Origin of the sequence: Agrobacterium tumefaciens, assembly GCF_017726655.1 — a bacterium.
Classification (GTDB): domain Bacteria; phylum Pseudomonadota; class Alphaproteobacteria; order Rhizobiales; family Rhizobiaceae; genus Agrobacterium; species Agrobacterium tumefaciens_B.
This window is the reverse complement of sequence record NZ_CP072308.1, coordinates 187,420-202,620: the sequence shown is the minus strand read 5'-3', so window position 1 is coordinate 202,620 and position 15,201 is coordinate 187,420. Positions and strand designations below refer to the sequence as shown.

Sequence of the window (15,201 nt, the reverse complement as noted above, 5' to 3'; positions counted from 1 at the left end):
AGCAAGATGAACGCCATATAGGCCGCAGAAGTTGCAAAAGCCAGCCCGATGGGCTGAACACAGCGTTCGGCCCAGGCGAAAAATCAGCCGAAGACGCTATAGAAAAACTGCGCGGCGACAACAACCAGAAACAGCCCGAAGGCGCGCTCCAGCTGCTTCTTGCTGAGCGCATGCGCCAGCCTGGCACCATAGGGCGCAACCAGCAGCGTGATCGGGATCAGCAGGAAGACGGCGATCCAGTTGATGAAGCCGGTCGAGAAAGGCGGCAGGCCCGCGTCCCCCCATCCCGCCCAGATATAACCGGCAAGACCCGGTAACGAAATCAGCACGCCGACGCCGGATGACGTTGCGACAGCCTGATGAATGCTCCGTCCGTAAAGCGTCATGAAGGTGTTGTTCATCACGCCGCCGCCCACGCCCATCAGGCCGGAGAAGAGGCCGATACCGGTGCCCACCAGAAAGCGCCCCGGGTTGCGCGGCAGGTCGGAGCCGAGATGCCAGCTCGCCCGGTTGAAAATCATACGGAAGGCGAGCAGGAGGGCGATAAACGCAAATATCAGTCGCAGCGCCACGCTGGAGGCATAAGCGGCAACCACGGATGCGAGGATGGTGCCAAGCGGCACGGCGATGATCCAGCCCTTCAGAAGGTCGATATCAACGGCGCCTTTCTGACGATGGGTCAGAAAAGAACGGATGGACGTCGGAACGATGATGGCGAGCGATGTTCCAAGCGAAAGATGCATGCGCACCGCCTCGGGCACATCCAATAATCCGAAGACATGGTAGAACACCGGCACCAGAACCGCGCCACCACCGATGCCGAACAACCCGGCCAGAAGACCGGCGACAACACCCGCTGCCGCAAGCGCCGCTGCAAACACGATAATCTCAGAAACAGGGGGCATGGAATGGCTCCGGAAGGCCGTTGTCGCAACGGGTGCCACTCTTAGCGCATCAGGAACGGGCAGCAAGCCGCTTCGCCGCCGCACGGTACGCTGCGCGTTTCTTTCGCCGCTAATCCTCGCGCTCTCGGATGATTGGTCTCACATCCGACGCCTGACGGTTGCGAGCGCCGAGCCGAACGCCTTCGCGAAGCTCTCACGATCGTCGGGATTGAGGAAGGAGCCGATATCGGTTGCCCTGCCCTCACCGGTCACGTGCATCGAAACGATACCGATTTCATCATGTCGCCTGACCCGGAAGCGGGCCCAGAAGGGATTGAAGCGGTGCTCCACCATGCGTCCGGCGGGAGAGAACTTGCGAATGGAGAGGCTGGTCCGCGAGACACTGACTTCCTCGCGCGCCTTTGCGGCCCGGTAGTTCGCGCGAAAAGCCACGTAAAGCAGCAGGAAATCGAACCCGAAGAAGAGGCCGATCGGCCAGGCCCCCGTCGCGAAAAAAAAGCCGCCATAGACAAGGCAGGCGAGCCCGGAAAAGAGGAGCAGCAGGCGAAAACCCCTTCGGCCAAGCGAACGGTGCGGAACGAGTTCCGCCGCGAAAATCGGCTGGTCGTTGAGCGTATCCACGTTGCGTTCCTCACGGCGGGCTGGATATAGATAGTCCATGACAATCGCCAAGACACGATCCAGCACCCAAACATTGAAAAAGTCAAATCCGTCGCCGCGGCGCAAGCCCGCGCGGGTGAAGACCGCCTATTCGAAGGATGAGCTGACGGAAATCTTCCGCCGCTTCTCCATTCAACGGCCCGAACCGAAGGGCGAACTGGAACATACCAATCCCTTTACCTTGCTGGTCGCCGTTGCGCTCTCCGCCCAGGCGACCGATGTGGGTGTAAACCGTGCCACACGCGCGCTGTTTCAGGTGGCAGACACGCCGGAAAAAATGCTGGCGCTGGGCGAGGAACAGCTGATCGGTTACATCAAGACCATCGGCCTTTATCGCAACAAGGCAAAAAACGTCATTGCGCTGTCGCAGATGCTGATCGACAATTTTGGCGGCGACGTGCCGAAAACCCGCGACGAACTGGTCACGCTGCCGGGCGTTGGCCGCAAGACCGCCAACGTGGTCATGTCCATGGCCTTCGGCATACCCACGCTTGCTGTCGATACCCACGTCTTCCGCATCGCAAACCGGCTCTGTCTTGCGCCGGGCAAGACCCCTGACGAGGTCGAAGACCGGCTCATCCGCATCATCCCCGAGCAGTATCTCTTCCACGCCCATCACTGGCTGATCCTGCATGGGCGCTATTGTTGCAAGGCGCGCAAGCCGGAATGCGAACGCTGCGTAATTGCCGACATCTGCAAATCGCCGGAAAAGACTTTTGATATTCCAGCACCGCTCGTGGAATTACCCGCGCAGCTGTTCGGTGCGGCCAGCGGCGAATGAAGGATCTCGGCGGCTGACAGCCTTATGAAGATGCACCATCATCGAGGCGGCAAAAAGCGGCGTCAGCAGGTTGAGAAACGGGACAGCGAGAAAAGCAGCGATCACCAGTCCCGCCATGAACACGGTGGTGCGATGCTTCACCCGGAACAGCCGCGCCTCAGCGGGTGAGCGAAACCGCATCGCCGCAAATTCGAAAAATTCCCGGCCGAGCAGATAACCGTTCACCAGAAAAAACGCGATGAGGTTGATGCCCGGTACAAGCAAGAGGAAAAGCGCGATCAGGTTGCCGGCTATCACAACGCCGAAAAACTTGACCGACGACACCACCGCCTCGCCCATTGGCATCGCGGTGCCCGGGGGATCTTTGGGATAGCTCCTTTTCTCCACAACTTCGGCAACGTCATCGAGAAACAGACCGGCAATGACGGCGGTGACCGGCGAGATGAGCAGAGCCAGCGCCAATGCGAGGCCTATGCCGGCAAATATGGCGAAAACGAATGTCAGCCAGCCCGCCCAATCCGGCACGCCGGGTATGAGCGTGTCGATCCACGGAAGGGCGAAGTAGATAAAGATCGAACGGATCGCAAACCACAGGGCCGCAAGCACGAGAAGCGTCAGCCCCAGCACCTTCCAGAACACAGACCGCGTCTCTGCCGCAAACAGATTTTGGAAGGCAAGTCGCGCCGCATCAAAAATCATCAGGAACTCCTCGACACGCCCAGGGTTTGGTCTGTCATTCACATGGCAGATAGGAGGTGACTGCAAACCGTGCAAGACGGCTGTAAGAACGACTTTTTCGGATTTAAACCGGTGATGGAATTTCCCTTGAATAAAAGATATCTCTAAAATATAATAAACCATCTATTAAAATTCGCAGTCGGGGATAAGGCGGAGGAAAAGCCAGGACAAGCAGTCGCTACCCCAAAGCGCGGTTGGCACGCCCGTTTGCGCGCACATGCATCATCGTTCAATAAAGATACAAGAATGAGGCGTTGGTGGAAAAGCTGCTGTTGAACCTTACCCGCGCGATGAAGGCCGGTACGCCCTCAGAACGTAAGATTGCCAAATATCTGATTGAACATCTCGACGAATTGCCCTTCGAGACGGCGCAGACGCTTGCCGCTAAACTTGGCCTCAGCCCGATGACGGTCGGCCGGTTTCTACGGTCGCTGGGATACCGGCAATTCAGCGATATCCGCGCCGATTTACGCCACGCTGAAGAAGCAGCCATCGCGGACAGGCCCTTCCCGACCGACGCCGGCGACCGTCACGCCAACCCATTTTCACAGCTATTGTCACAACAGATTCAGGCCATCCAGACGTCGTTCGACATGACGACGCAGTCGATCTGGCATATTGCCATGACTGAAATTGCCGAAGCCACGGATGTTTTTCTCGCAACGTCACCCGAAGGTCTGGAGGCCGGGCGGCATTTCTACGGCAGGCTGCTGGAAAGTCGCGGCCACACGCATTACCTCGGCACCGACAGCGCGACCTATGTCGCCCTGTGGGATTTCGATCCCGCCGGGACGCTGCTCGTCATCACGGATTGCGGCGGCAACCTCGCGCCGCTGCAGCGCCTGGCAGCAATGGCGCGCAAGAGTGGTTACAGGACATTGCTGATCACCACACGTTTTTATGAATGGGGCCCGGAGAGCGTCGATCTCTGTCTTGCCATGCCGCAGACGCAGAATGGCAGCCAGGGCCTGTTGCAACTCGTCTCGCTGCTGGAATTCACGCTCTGCGCGCTTGGCGCTGGTGCCGATGACGCCGGCAGGGCACGAACAAAAAACGTTGCCGCTCTGAAACGCTCGCTTCGCGGCTGATTGCGATTTGCCGGCAGCCAGGATCGAGCGGCACCCAACCGGCCTACTGTTTCAATAAAAAAATCACAGGCTCTCCAGTTCCTGGCGATGTCGGTACATGGCGAGAAAACGCTGGTAGTCCCGCTCGTAAGCGGGAGCGAGCGCAGGATTGCCTGAAATCTCTGCATGGCCCGGATACATGGCGGCGCCGGCATGCGCGAGGCTTTGATGCACTCCGCCGGCTGTCGCAGCCGTCATGGCTGTGCCCAGAAGCACAGCGTCGGCGGTGGCGGGAACGACGATCCGCTTGCCCGTCACGTCGGCATAAAGCTCCATCAACAGCGAGTTTTTCACATGTCCGCCAGTAACATGGAGCGTTTCCACGTCATAGCCGAAACACTGCATGGCATCGAGCACATGGCGGGCCCCAAGCGCAATCGCCACGGCGGTACGCCAGTAGAGGCGGCAAAGGCTGTCGAAAGACGTATCGAGAGTGAGCCCGCTGATCACGCCCACCGCATGCGGGTCAGCATGAGGCGAACGGTTGCCGTGGAAATCCGGCAACACATGCAGACGCTCGGCGAAGGATGCTCCCTCGACCGCGCGCAATTCGGTGACGCGTGCGACGATCCGGGCGTGCAGAGCCGTATCTGGCTCACCACCCGCTGCATGCATGCGCACGATGTGATCGAGCAGCGCCCCCGTCGCCGACTGTCCGCCCTCCACCAGCCAGTGGCCGGGCAGCACCGCCTGCCAGTAGGGTCCCCAGAGACTATGGCCCGGCATCGGCTGCTCGGACATGGCAACGAGACAGCTCGACGTTCCCGCGATCAACGCCACATGTTTGCCGACGTCGTCGGAAAGGCATCCGCCAAGCGCCCCGAGAGCGCCGGCATAGGCATCGATCATGCCCGCCGCCACCTGACAGCCGGTATCGAGACCGAGTTCCCCGGCAGCCTGGGCCGAGAGCGGACCGATGGCTCCGCCGGGCATGACGGTCGTTTCGGGCAGCCCTGCCCGCGCCTTCAAATCTTCCAATCCGGCGATAGCAAGGTAGTCCGCCTGCCAGCCCGGATTTTCCTGCGCTAGAAAGTTCCACTTCGCGGTTTGCGTGCAGTTTGATCGCCGCGCTGAGCCGGTGGCCTTCCATGTCAGGAAATCCGCAAGATCAAAGGCGAAAGACATGCGTGCCCAGCTTTCCGGCAGATGGTTCTTCAGCCACATCAGCTTTGGCATCTGCATCTCCGGCGAGACGCTGTTACCGGCAAAATCCAGCACCCGGTGACCTGAACCCGTCAGGCGGTCCGCCTCCTTTATCGCGCGATGATCGAGCCAGACGATCGTATCGAACCGGTCTTCACCGGTAACGGAAACGGAGACAGGTTCCCCCTCGTGATCGCGAATGACGAGTGAACAGGTGGCGTCAAAGCCGATCGCGCCGATGCTCTGCGGCAGAATGCCGGCGTCGGCGAGTGCGGCTTTCACCGCGGTGCAGACTGCATTCCAGATATCACCGGAATCGTGTTCGGCGTGATTTTCACGCGGCCGCTGCATGATGATGGGATGCGTGGCCCGCGCAAGCAGCCGGCCGCTTGCATCAAAAATCCCGGCACGGGCGCTCGCCGTACCGACATCGACAGCGACGAGATTTTGACGCATCAAGATTGCAATTCCATCCCTTGCGCGATGATCCGACGGCGGCAGACGACCGGACTGAAATCAGCCTCTATCACGTTCCATCCGCCTGCCAAGACCGCCCCTCCCCACGTAGCTGTCCACAAGTTGAACCAAATCCGGCATCGCGTCAAACACGGCATCGGCTCCGAGCCCGGCGATCTTTTCGCGGAATGCGGGAAAGCGGGCGTGCGAGCCGCCGGTAAAGGCAAAAACCCCCATGCCGGCAGCCTTTGCGGCGGCTATCCCAGCCGGACTGTCCTCGATGACGATGCAGTGATGAGGATCGGCCTGCATTGCCTGGGCCGCATGCAGGAAGAGATCGGGGGCCGGCTTGCCGTTCTTCACCATGGTGGCGCTGAAGACGTAAGGCTCGAACTTCTCGATGAGCCCTGTCAGCCCAAGGGAATAACGGATTCGCTCGGGCTGACTGGACGATGCAACGCAACGTTTGATGGCGGCGAGGCTGTCCAGTGTTTCGGCAATGCCGTCGATGGGCTGCAACTCGTTCCTGAAGCGCTCGAACAATGTCGCGCGCATGTGCTCAAGAAAATCGATGTCCGTCTCGACACCATAGTCTTCGAACAACGTCCTTGTCATGCTTGCGACGCTGCGGCCAAGAAAGCGCTCGTAGGCCTCCTCCTCCCCCATTGTCACACCGAGATGGGAAAGCATATCCAGAAGAACGGAAATGGAGACCGGCTCGCTGTCGACCAGAACGCCGTCACAATCGAAAATCAACAGTGGCTCAGTCTCGCCTTCCATTATCCAGTCACTCTTCAGCCAGCTTGTCATCCAGATAAAGCTTTAGGGTTTTTACCGTGCCCTCTTGCCACAGCGTTTTCAGCGCGTGGGCGAAGCGTTTACGGAAAAGCGCCGATTCGGCAACAGCGCCAAAGATGTCATCAAGCGCGAGGAATGCCATCGGGTCATCCTTGGCCTTGATGGCCGCGGCCTGCAGTCGTTCGGCACTGGCATCGTTGAACACGATCTCCTTACCGCTATCGGACGTGCCGTGGAAATAGCGGCACCACAGTGCCGAAACCAAGGAAAGACCGACAATATCCTCTCCGCGCTGAAGACGATCTGCGGTCGAGGGAAGGATGAATTTCGGCTGGCGGTTGGAACCGTCCTGCGCCAGACGCGGAATGGTGTCGCCAATCTTGGGATTGAGAAAGCGCCGCTCGATCAGCGCGAAATACTCATTGAGGTCCGTATCCGGCACCGGCGGAATGACCGGGATGATCTCTTCCTTTTCGAGCTTCGCCAGAAATGCGCGGATCAGCGGATGCTCCATCGCTTCATGGACGAAATGGATGTCGAGCAGCGCCGCAGGATAGGCGATTGCCGCATGGCCGCCATTCAGAATGCGGATTTTCATGTGCTCATAGGGCGCAACATCGGACACGAACTGCACGCCCGCCTTCTCGAGAGCCGGTCGGCCAGCCGGGAAGTTGTCCTCCATCACCCATTGCTTGAACTCTTCACAGAAGACCGGCCAATTGTCGTCGATGTTGAAGTCGTCGCGGGCGATGTTGCGTTCGCGATCACCGGTAGCGGGCGTGATGCGGTCGACCATGGAATTCGGGAAAGCGACGTTCTCACCGATCCAGTTGGCGAAGGCCGGATCGGACAGTGCCGCCAGCCCGACCACAGCATTTTTCGTCACCTTGCCATTGTGGGGGATGTTATCGCAGGACATGACGGTGAAGGGCTGCACACCCTTCGCCCGCCGCACCTTCAGACCAGCGACGATGAGGCCAAACACGGTTTTCGGCGACGTCGGGTTCCTGCCGTCTTCGGCTATGGCCGGATGCTGCGGGTTAAACGAACCGGAGGCATCGATGAAATAGCCGCCTTCTGTAATCGTCATCGACACGATACGGATCTTCGGATCGGCAAGCGTATCGATGATGGCACCGGTGTCGCCGACCGGCAGAATGTCGATCATCGGCCCGGTGACGCGCGCGCCGGTGCGGTTATTGTCCTGCTCGACAACGGTCGTCAGGAAATCCTGTGCGGCAAGTTTTTCGCGCATGACGGCATCGGACGGCAGGACGCCTGCGCCGATGATCGCGAAGTCATGGTCCGTGCCGGTGTTGAACAGGTCGTCGAGGTAAACCGCCTGATGCGCGCGGTGGAAATTGCCAACGCCGAAATGCACGATGCCGGCAGAAAGATCGTCCCGGCTGTAGGACGGAATCGCCGCCGTCTTCTTTGCTTCGTCAAGCGTTGCGAGTGAAAGTTTGCATGTCATGTCATGATCCTCGAAGGGAAACGGTGGTCTTGCCAATCGCCCTGTCGCGGGCATTCGGACTGTCTGCAAACGGCCGCCACCGAATGGCGAGCCGCTCCGTCGTTAGGGCCAGCCCCGCCTAGATCGCTTTGCCCTTGTCATCGAATCTGTGGATTTTGGTATCGTCGGGCGTGATGAAGACAGTGTCGCCGTGCTTGCAGGCAAATTCGCCGTCCGCGCGGGCGGTAATCGGGCCGATGCCTGGGACATCGATATGCAGAAAAGTGTCGGAGCCGAGATGTTCGGCGACCGTGACCTTGCCCTGCCACAGCCCGCTTTCCTTGGACAGGAGCAGATGTTCCGGCCGCACCCCGGCGGTGGTGGCGCCTTTGCCGCGGGCGTAGTCTCCGGTGATGAGATTCATACGCGGCGAGCCGATGAAGCCAGCGACGAAGAGGTTGGCAGGCGAACGGTAAAGCTCCATCGGGGAGCCGACCTGCTCGATGTTGCCACGGTTCAGGACGACGATCTTGTCGGCCATGGTCATGGCCTCCACCTGGTCGTGGGTGACGTAGATCATCGTCGTCTTCAGCGTGTTGTGCAGCTCGGAGATTTCCAGCCGCATGGTGCCGCGCAGCGCCGCATCGAGGTTGGAAAGCGGCTCATCGAACAGGAAGGCAGAGGGTTCACGCACAATGGCGCGGCCAATCGCCACGCGCTGGCGCTGGCCACCCGAGAGCTGCGAAGGCCGGCGCTCGAGATAATCGGTGAGGTTCAACACGCGGGCCGCATCCTCCACCTTCTTGTCAATGACAGCCTTGTCGAGCTTGGCCATCTTCAGCGGAAAGGCGATGTTGTTTCTCACACTCATATGCGGATAAAGCGCATAGGACTGGAACACCATGGCAAGACCGCGCTCGGCGGGCGCGCGCTCGGTCACATCCTTGCCGTCGATGACGATCTTGCCGCCGGAGACATCTTCGAGCCCGGCGATCAGGCGCAGAAGCGTGGACTTGCCGCAACCCGACGGGCCGACAAAGACGACGAATTCGCCATCGTGGATATCGAGATCGATCGACGGGATGACTTTTGCCTCACCGAAGACCTTGGACACGTTCTGAAGGGAAATGCTGCCCATGTTTGTCGTTCCTTATTTCACGGCGCCGAAGGTCAGGCCGCGCACGAGTTGCTTCTGCGAGAACCAGCCAATGACGAGAATGGGGGCGATCGCCATCATCGAGGCGGCCGAGAGTTTTGCCCAGAACAGCCCCTGCGGCGAGGAGAAGGAGGCAATGAAGGCCGTCAGCGGCGCTGCATTGGTGGTCGTCAGCCGGATGGTCCAGAAGGATTCATTCCAGGCGAGGATGACGTTGAGGAGCAGCGTCGAGGCAATGCCCGGAACCGCCATTGGCGTCAGCACATGTACGATCTCGTTCCACAGCGATGCGCCATCCATGCGCGCGGCTTCCAGGATCTCGCCCGGGATTTCCCGGAAATAGGTGTAGAGCATCCAGATGACGATCGGCAGGTTGATGAAGGTGAGCATGATGGTGAGCCCGATGCGGGTATCGAGCAGGCCGGCATTGCGGAAGATCAGATAGATCGGCACCAGCACGGCGACCGCCGGCATCATCTTGGTGGAGAGCATCCACATCAGGATGTCCTTGGTGCGCTTGGTCGGCGAAAAGGCCATGGCCCAGGCGGCGGGAATGGCGATGATCAGCGCGATGATTGTCGAGCCGAGCGACAGCACGACCGAGTTCATGAAGGGCTTGAAGTAATCGCGCTGGGTCTGGACCGTCACGTAATTCTCAAGCGTGCCCGAGGGAATGAGGCTGAAGCCGGCGATCGCCTCCGGCTCGGTCTTGATGGAGGTGAGGAAGGCGTAAAGGATCGGGAAGAACAGCAGGAGCGCGACGATCCATGCAGCGATGGAGAAGCCGATCTTTGCGCGAGTGGTTGTCTTGCGTGCCATGATCGGTCTCCTTAACGGTCGAGGTTCTTGCCGACCGCGCGCATCAGGAAGATGGCGACGATATTGGCGAGGATGACGGCGATGATACCGCCGGCCGAAGCGCCGCCGACGTCATAACCCAGAAGCGCGGTGCGATAGATGAGGAAGGCGAGGTTGGTGGACGCATAACCCGGGCCGCCATTGGTGGTGACGAGGATTTCCGCGTAGACGCCGAGCAGGAAGATCGTCTGGATCAGAATGACGACGGTGATGGCGCGGGAAAGATGCGGCAGCGTCAAATAGATGAAGCGGTTGACGAAGTTGGCGCCATCCATCTCGGCGGCTTCCTTCTGCTCGCCATCGAGCGATTGCAACGCGGTGAGCAGGATCAGCGTCGCAAAGGGCAGCCATTGCCAGGCGACGATAATGATGATCGAAAACAGCGGGTACTGCGCGAACCAGTCGACCGGCTGAAAACCGAAGAATCGCGAAAGATCGGCGAGCACGCCGTAACCGGGATGCATGATCATGTTCTTCCACACCAGTGCTGCGACCGGCGGCATGACGAAAAACGGCGAGATGATCATGATGCGCACGATGCCCTGGCCGAAGATGTCATTGTCGAGCAGCAGCGCAATCGCAATACCGCCGATGACGGTGATCAGAAGCACGCCGCCGACGATCAGAAGCGTATTCCAGATGGACTGGAAGAAGGCCGGATCGGTGTAGAAATACTGGTAATTGAACAGGCCCGCAAAGCTGACATTGGCCGGGTTCAGAAGATTGTAATTCTGAAACGAGAACCACAGGGTCATCGCCAGGGGCACGATCATCCAGACCAGAAGCAGCAGCACCGAAGGCGCCATCATCAGCCGGGCCAGCCCGCTCGTGTTTCGCGTCGCCATATGCATCCCTCCATCAGTGGCCAAAGGGCCGGGCATTGTTCGCGCTGCCAAAAGGCGGCCAGGGGCAGCGCCCAAGGGTGGGAAAGGGTCGGAAAAGGGCGCAACACCCTGTTTCAGCGGATGTTGCGCAGCGATTGCCAGACCACATTGTTCTTATTGAAAACGCCGGACCAGGCCGGCCGCCGGACTTGCCGGGGTGTTCGCTGCCCGGCCTCGTACCGGGCAGCGAACGTCGGGAGGATTACTTGATGTAACCGGCGCGGGTCATTTCGCGCGTTGCAGTCGACTGGGCGCTGGCGAGCGCATCATCGACGCTGGACTGACCGGCAACGACCGCCGAGAACAGCTGACCGACCGTGGTGCCGAGCGCCTGGAACTCAGGGATCGCCACGAACTGACCACCGGTGTAAGGCACGGGCTTTACAGTCGGTTTTGTGATGTCGGCGGCATCCATGGCGGCAAGCGTCGGCTTGGCGAAGGCGGCCGCCTTTTCATAGTCGGCATTCTTGTAAAGCGAGGTGCGGGTGCCCGGAGGCACGTTTGCCCAGCCTTCCTTGGAAGCGACGAGTGCGGTGTAATCCTTGCTGGTTGCCCAGGAGATGAACTTTTCAGCGGCTTCCGCCTTCTGCGAGCTTTTCGGGATCGCCAGGTTCCAGGACCACAGCCAGTTGCCATGGTTCTTCAACTCGCCATGCGTCGGGAACAACGCATAACCGACCTTGTCGGCAACGGTGGAATCCTTCGGGTTGGACACGAAGGAGGCTGCCACCGTGGCATCGATCCACATGCCGCACTTGCCCTGCTGGAACAGCGTCAGGTTCTCGTTGAAGCCGTTCGAGGAGGCACCGGACGGGCCGGCATCCTTCATCAGGTCGACGTAGAACTGCAGCGAGCTCTTCCATTCCGGCTGATCGAACTGCGGCTTCCAGTTTTCATCGAACCAGCGGCCGCCAAAGGAATTGTTGAGTGCGCTGATGAAGGCCATGTTTTCGCCCCAGCCGGCCTTGCCGCGCAGGCAGATGCCGTTGATGTCGGCCTTGCGATCCGTGATCTTGCGGGCCGCATCGCCGATGAATTCCCAGGTCGGGTTATCGGGCATCTTCAGACCGGCTTTTTCAAACAAGTCCTTGCGATACATGATCATGGCGGATTCGCCATAGAATGGCGCTGCGTAAAGCTTGCCGTCGGCGGAAAGGCCGCCACGGATCGCCGGCAGAATGTCGTCGACGTCATATTTGTCGCCGAGCTTTTCGAGCGGCAGCAACCAGCCCTGCTTGGCCCAGATCGGAACTTCGTAGTTACCGATGGTCATGATGTCGTATTGACCGCCATTGGTGGCGATATCGGTCGTCACGCGCTCGCGGAGAACGTTCTCCTCGAGCGTGACCCATTCGACCTTGATGTCAGGGTTCTTGGCGGTGAAGTCGGAGGTCAGACCCTGCATGCGGATCATGTCGCCGTTGTTCACGGTCGCGATGGTCAGCGTTTCGGCGGAAGCAAGGGTCGAAAAGGCGAGTGCCGAGCATGCGCCCAGCAAAATGGTCTTCAATGTCATATCTTCCTCCCAGAAGAAAAATGATGAGCATTCGCTTTGCTCTGGGGCATTTACTCACTTTGGCGTGAGAAAAGTCAAGCAACATCCTGTGCTGCGACGCACATGAAAAACCAAACCATTGATTTTATTTATCTAATTTTTGCTCAATGTGTGAGCAAATATTCGCCTGTCGCTTCGTCGGTGATGAGGCCGTTCAACAAACCGCCCCTCAGCGCCGCCAAAATCGAAGCGTGCTTGCGGGCTCCCTGCGCCATGCCGATGACGGTGCAGGTGTCTCGTGAAGGAATGGGAACAGAGGCGACACGCTCGTTGACGGGGTGCTCGAAAATGTGACCATCGGCGTCATACATCCAGCCGCAGATTTCACCCACGGCGCCTCCCGCCATCAGGGCCCTCATCTCGTCGACACCAAGGAAACCATCAACGCAAAGGGGCGCGTTTTCGCCGAGTTCGCCGACACCGACGAAGGTGACATTGGCGGCCGCGCCAAGCGCCAGCGTGGAGCGGACCATGGACTGGTCGTGCAAAAGCTCCCGCTCTTCGGCCGACGAGCAGAGCACCGGCAACGGCATCGGAAAATGCCGGGCCTTGATGGCATCCGCCATACTGAAGATGACGTTGTAATAAGCGGCCGATCCATCCGGCCCGATATTGCCGGTCAGCGACACGATGCGATGTTGGGGACATTCCATCGGCGGCAGCTGATCGACGGCGGCCTTCAATGTACGGCCGGTGCCGATGGCGAGCACGATGGGATCGGCATTCTTCAGCCAGCGTTCGATTTCCGCCGCCCCCGCCTCGGCAATTCCGACGGTGGAAGACACGCCGGCCGGGTCGCTCGGCACCACCTCGATATATTTGAGGCCGAATCTGTCCTTGAGGCGCTCTGCTTTTTCAAGACAGGCGGCGATGGGGTGGTCGAGCCGGACCTTGATCAGCCGCTCGGCAACGGCCAGCGACACCAGCCGCTGTGCGGACTGGCGTGAAATGCCCATGGCAGCAGCAATTTCGTCCTGGGTGCGTCCGGCAACGTAATAAAGCCAGCCGGCGCGGGCCGCATCATCCAGCCGTCCCTGTGCTTCGTTTCGTCTGGCCATGCCGCTGCCCTTCGTGAATTGCCTCTGCGCATTTGCTGGCATTTTTTTGCGGCGGCTGTCAAACGGGCAGCGTGGTTACGCCTCAGTCACAATGTCTGTAACCGGACTTTCGCGTGCGCAGGTCGAAGTGAAAGTGGTTCCAGTGGTTCGGGTCGCTGCCGGGGCCGAGGACGGTCGAGAAATACTTGCAGCTGTCCGAGCGGACCGCCTTCAGCAGAGCCTTTTCGCGAAAAGCGAAAAAACTCTTGGTGCGCACATCGATTTCCTTGCCGTTCTTCAGCGTGATGGTGCCGATGTCGATGGCGTTGCCGCGCGCATGTTCAGACCACGGATTGCTGGAGCGCGAGTTCATCTTGCGGCACGAATATCCACCCATCGGCGTGATGCGGCCGACACCGGACAGATAACGGAAGCGCGAGGATGGCACGAGTTCGAACTTGACCCATTTGGCGAAGGCAAGCGTCACCTGACAATTGAGTTTCACAGCCGGGCGGATGGCGACGCCGCTCGCAAGGCCACTGAGCTCAATCGGATAATCGATGCCGCAGGTCGGGCCATCAGCAATGCGGGCAACGTCACGGAAGGCGACACCGAGGCGACGCAACTCGGCGCGGCAGGCAACCTCGGAGGATGGCATGACACCGGGCGGCATGATGCGGCTGCTTTGCGGTCCGCCGCGCGCCATCGGATCGTTGGGCATGAGCATGGCAACTTCCTCGACCGGCTGCCGCCGGCCGGAGGACCCTGGCGGTGGCGGCGGAATGAGGCGAGACTGGCTCGCTGCCGGCTGCCGACGGGCAGGTGAAATCGCCACCGGATTGTCCGTGCCGATCCCATCTACAACCGGCTGAGCGGACGCGCCTTCGGCAATATCCGCATCCTGTTCCTCGGCAAGGCCGCGCACCGGTTCGACACCCAGCATGGAATCCATGTTCACGCCGCCCTCGCCTTCGGCGATCTGGTTGCTGGCCAATTGCTGCTGTGTATCGGGCTGGTTCTGAATGGCCTGCGGTGCCATGACGGAATGGCCGCTGGCCGCCATGCGCGCCTGATGCTGCGATTCGAGTGTGGAATAACCCTGCGCACCCTGCGGCGATTGCAACAGCGGATCCTGCGATGCATAGGCCTCGGGCATTGGTTGGGAAACCGCGCCGGCGTAGTCGTCTGGTTGTTGGACGCGCGCGGCCTGGTGGACGGCACCGGCGGGCGCACTGTAGCCCTGTTGCCGCGAGGACCTGATGGCGCTGACACGGGTCGTGCCATCAACCTCAGCCGGGGGTACGAGACCCTCCGCCGAGCATGACACCATGACCGTGGAAATCATCAGCAACGTCACAAGACGACGCGGAAGGGAAACATACGCCATACGAGAACCTGTACCTTCAGCGGCCGCAATCGCGGCAATACAGGATAAATTTTAAAGAAATGAGGTAAACGAAACCTTATTGGTGCCGGGAAATAACGAACCGGGCAGTTCTCAGGTATCCGGAAAGCGAAAAAGCACAACCAGATAACGTCCGTCATTCCGGCCTTGCGCCGGAATCCATCCGACTCGCGTCTGCGCGCCGACAAGAATGCTTTCAGCCAGGACGGGGGATGGCCACATACCGGCTAAAGGCCGACATGACG

The 15,201-nt window shown here is 59.8% G+C and carries 14 protein-coding genes; 2 read left to right on the top strand and 12 right to left on the bottom strand.

The window, feature by feature from the left end; genetic code table 11:
- Nucleotides 1-83: 83 nt before the first annotated feature.
- The gene (locus tag AT6N2_RS01020) at nucleotides 84-905 is read right to left on the bottom strand and encodes a sulfite exporter TauE/SafE family protein (protein WP_209087720.1); all 822 of its coding nucleotides are present in this window, start codon (nucleotides 903-905) and stop codon (nucleotides 84-86) included.
- Between the two features lie 138 nt (nucleotides 906-1,043).
- Nucleotides 1,044-1,565 carry a DUF2244 domain-containing protein gene (locus AT6N2_RS01015; protein ID WP_209087718.1) on the bottom strand — a complete coding sequence of 174 codons (522 nt, stop codon included), beginning with the start codon at nucleotides 1,563-1,565 and terminating at the stop codon, nucleotides 1,044-1,046.
- Here AT6N2_RS01015 and nth point away from each other — a divergent pair.
- Nucleotides 1,564-2,346, top strand: a complete 783-nt coding sequence (gene nth / locus AT6N2_RS01010; RefSeq protein WP_144573930.1) for an endonuclease III — start codon at nucleotides 1,564-1,566, stop codon at nucleotides 2,344-2,346. The genes AT6N2_RS01015 and nth overlap by 2 nt on opposite strands.
- On the opposite strand, the gene AT6N2_RS01005 is transcribed toward nth, so the two are convergent.
- The gene (locus tag AT6N2_RS01005; protein ID WP_209087716.1) at nucleotides 2,308-3,045 is read right to left on the bottom strand and encodes a sulfate transporter family protein; all 738 of its coding nucleotides are present in this window, start codon (nucleotides 3,043-3,045) and stop codon (nucleotides 2,308-2,310) included. The genes nth and AT6N2_RS01005 overlap by 39 nt on opposite strands.
- Nucleotides 3,046-3,338: 293 nt before the next feature.
- On the opposite strand from AT6N2_RS01005, the gene AT6N2_RS01000 reads away from it, so the two are divergent.
- A complete protein-coding gene (locus AT6N2_RS01000) occupies nucleotides 3,339-4,172 on the top strand; it encodes a MurR/RpiR family transcriptional regulator (protein WP_209087714.1) in 834 nt (277 codons plus the stop codon).
- Nucleotides 4,173-4,235: 63 nt separating this feature from the next.
- On the opposite strand, the gene AT6N2_RS00995 is transcribed toward AT6N2_RS01000, so the two are convergent.
- The 9 genes from AT6N2_RS00995 to AT6N2_RS00955 form a co-directional block, all read right to left on the bottom strand.
- The gene (locus tag AT6N2_RS00995) at nucleotides 4,236-5,810 is read right to left on the bottom strand and encodes an FGGY-family carbohydrate kinase (RefSeq protein WP_209087712.1); all 1,575 of its coding nucleotides are present in this window, start codon (nucleotides 5,808-5,810) and stop codon (nucleotides 4,236-4,238) included.
- A gap of 60 nt (nucleotides 5,811-5,870) precedes the next feature.
- The gene (locus tag AT6N2_RS00990; RefSeq protein WP_209087710.1) at nucleotides 5,871-6,590 is read right to left on the bottom strand and encodes an HAD family hydrolase; all 720 of its coding nucleotides are present in this window, start codon (nucleotides 6,588-6,590) and stop codon (nucleotides 5,871-5,873) included.
- Between the two features lie 7 nt (nucleotides 6,591-6,597).
- Nucleotides 6,598-8,082, bottom strand: coding sequence for a mannitol dehydrogenase family protein (locus AT6N2_RS00985; RefSeq protein WP_209087708.1), 1,485 nt, complete (start codon nucleotides 8,080-8,082; stop codon nucleotides 6,598-6,600).
- 118 nt (nucleotides 8,083-8,200) lie between these two features.
- Nucleotides 8,201-9,199 carry an ABC transporter ATP-binding protein gene (locus AT6N2_RS00980; RefSeq protein WP_063948622.1) on the bottom strand — a complete coding sequence of 333 codons (999 nt, stop codon included), beginning with the start codon at nucleotides 9,197-9,199 and terminating at the stop codon, nucleotides 8,201-8,203.
- Between the two features lie 12 nt (nucleotides 9,200-9,211).
- Nucleotides 9,212-10,036: a carbohydrate ABC transporter permease gene (locus AT6N2_RS00975; RefSeq protein WP_004445255.1), complete on the bottom strand. Its 825-nt coding sequence runs from the start codon at nucleotides 10,034-10,036 to the stop codon at nucleotides 9,212-9,214.
- A gap of 11 nt (nucleotides 10,037-10,047) precedes the next feature.
- Nucleotides 10,048-10,920 carry a carbohydrate ABC transporter permease gene (locus tag AT6N2_RS00970; RefSeq protein ID WP_063948620.1) on the bottom strand — a complete coding sequence of 291 codons (873 nt, stop codon included), beginning with the start codon at nucleotides 10,918-10,920 and terminating at the stop codon, nucleotides 10,048-10,050.
- A 241-nt stretch (nucleotides 10,921-11,161) separates the two neighbouring features.
- Nucleotides 11,162-12,475 (bottom strand): ABC transporter substrate-binding protein, encoded by a 1,314-nt coding sequence (locus tag AT6N2_RS00965; protein ID WP_063948618.1) that lies wholly within the window; start codon nucleotides 12,473-12,475, stop codon nucleotides 11,162-11,164.
- A 143-nt stretch (nucleotides 12,476-12,618) separates the two neighbouring features.
- Nucleotides 12,619-13,572, bottom strand: coding sequence for a sugar-binding transcriptional regulator (locus AT6N2_RS00960; RefSeq protein ID WP_209087706.1), 954 nt, complete (start codon nucleotides 13,570-13,572; stop codon nucleotides 12,619-12,621).
- Between the two features lie 82 nt (nucleotides 13,573-13,654).
- Nucleotides 13,655-14,938, bottom strand: coding sequence for an extensin family protein (locus tag AT6N2_RS00955; RefSeq protein ID WP_209087704.1), 1,284 nt, complete (start codon nucleotides 14,936-14,938; stop codon nucleotides 13,655-13,657).
- Nucleotides 14,939-15,201: the final 263 nt, after the last annotated feature.

Bases quoted from the DNA above. Each gene is read 5' to 3' on its own strand.
- AT6N2_RS01020 (WP_209087720.1), bottom strand. From the start codon at position 905: ATGCCCCCTGTTTCTGAGATTATCGTGTTTGCAGCGGCGCTTGCGGCA.
- AT6N2_RS00995 (WP_209087712.1), bottom strand. From the start codon at position 5,810: ATGCGTCAAAATCTCGTCGCTGTCGATGTCGGTACGGCGAGCGCCCGT.
- AT6N2_RS00960 (WP_209087706.1), bottom strand. From the start codon at position 13,572: ATGGCCAGACGAAACGAAGCACAGGGACGGCTGGATGATGCGGCCCGC.
- nth (WP_144573930.1), top strand. From the start codon at position 1,564: ATGACAATCGCCAAGACACGATCCAGCACCCAAACATTGAAAAAGTCA.
- AT6N2_RS01005 (WP_209087716.1), bottom strand. From the start codon at position 3,045: ATGATTTTTGATGCGGCGCGACTTGCCTTCCAAAATCTGTTTGCGGCA.
- AT6N2_RS00970 (WP_063948620.1), bottom strand. From the start codon at position 10,920: ATGGCGACGCGAAACACGAGCGGGCTGGCCCGGCTGATGATGGCGCCT.
- AT6N2_RS00980 (WP_063948622.1), bottom strand. From the start codon at position 9,199: ATGGGCAGCATTTCCCTTCAGAACGTGTCCAAGGTCTTCGGTGAGGCA.
- AT6N2_RS00965 (WP_063948618.1), bottom strand. From the start codon at position 12,475: ATGACATTGAAGACCATTTTGCTGGGCGCATGCTCGGCACTCGCCTTT.
- AT6N2_RS00985 (WP_209087708.1), bottom strand. From the start codon at position 8,082: ATGACATGCAAACTTTCACTCGCAACGCTTGACGAAGCAAAGAAGACG.
- AT6N2_RS00955 (WP_209087704.1), bottom strand. From the start codon at position 14,938: ATGGCGTATGTTTCCCTTCCGCGTCGTCTTGTGACGTTGCTGATGATT.
- AT6N2_RS01015 (WP_209087718.1), bottom strand. From the start codon at position 1,565: ATGGACTATCTATATCCAGCCCGCCGTGAGGAACGCAACGTGGATACG.
- AT6N2_RS00975 (WP_004445255.1), bottom strand. From the start codon at position 10,036: ATGGCACGCAAGACAACCACTCGCGCAAAGATCGGCTTCTCCATCGCT.
- AT6N2_RS00990 (WP_209087710.1), bottom strand. From the start codon at position 6,590: ATGGAAGGCGAGACTGAGCCACTGTTGATTTTCGATTGTGACGGCGTT.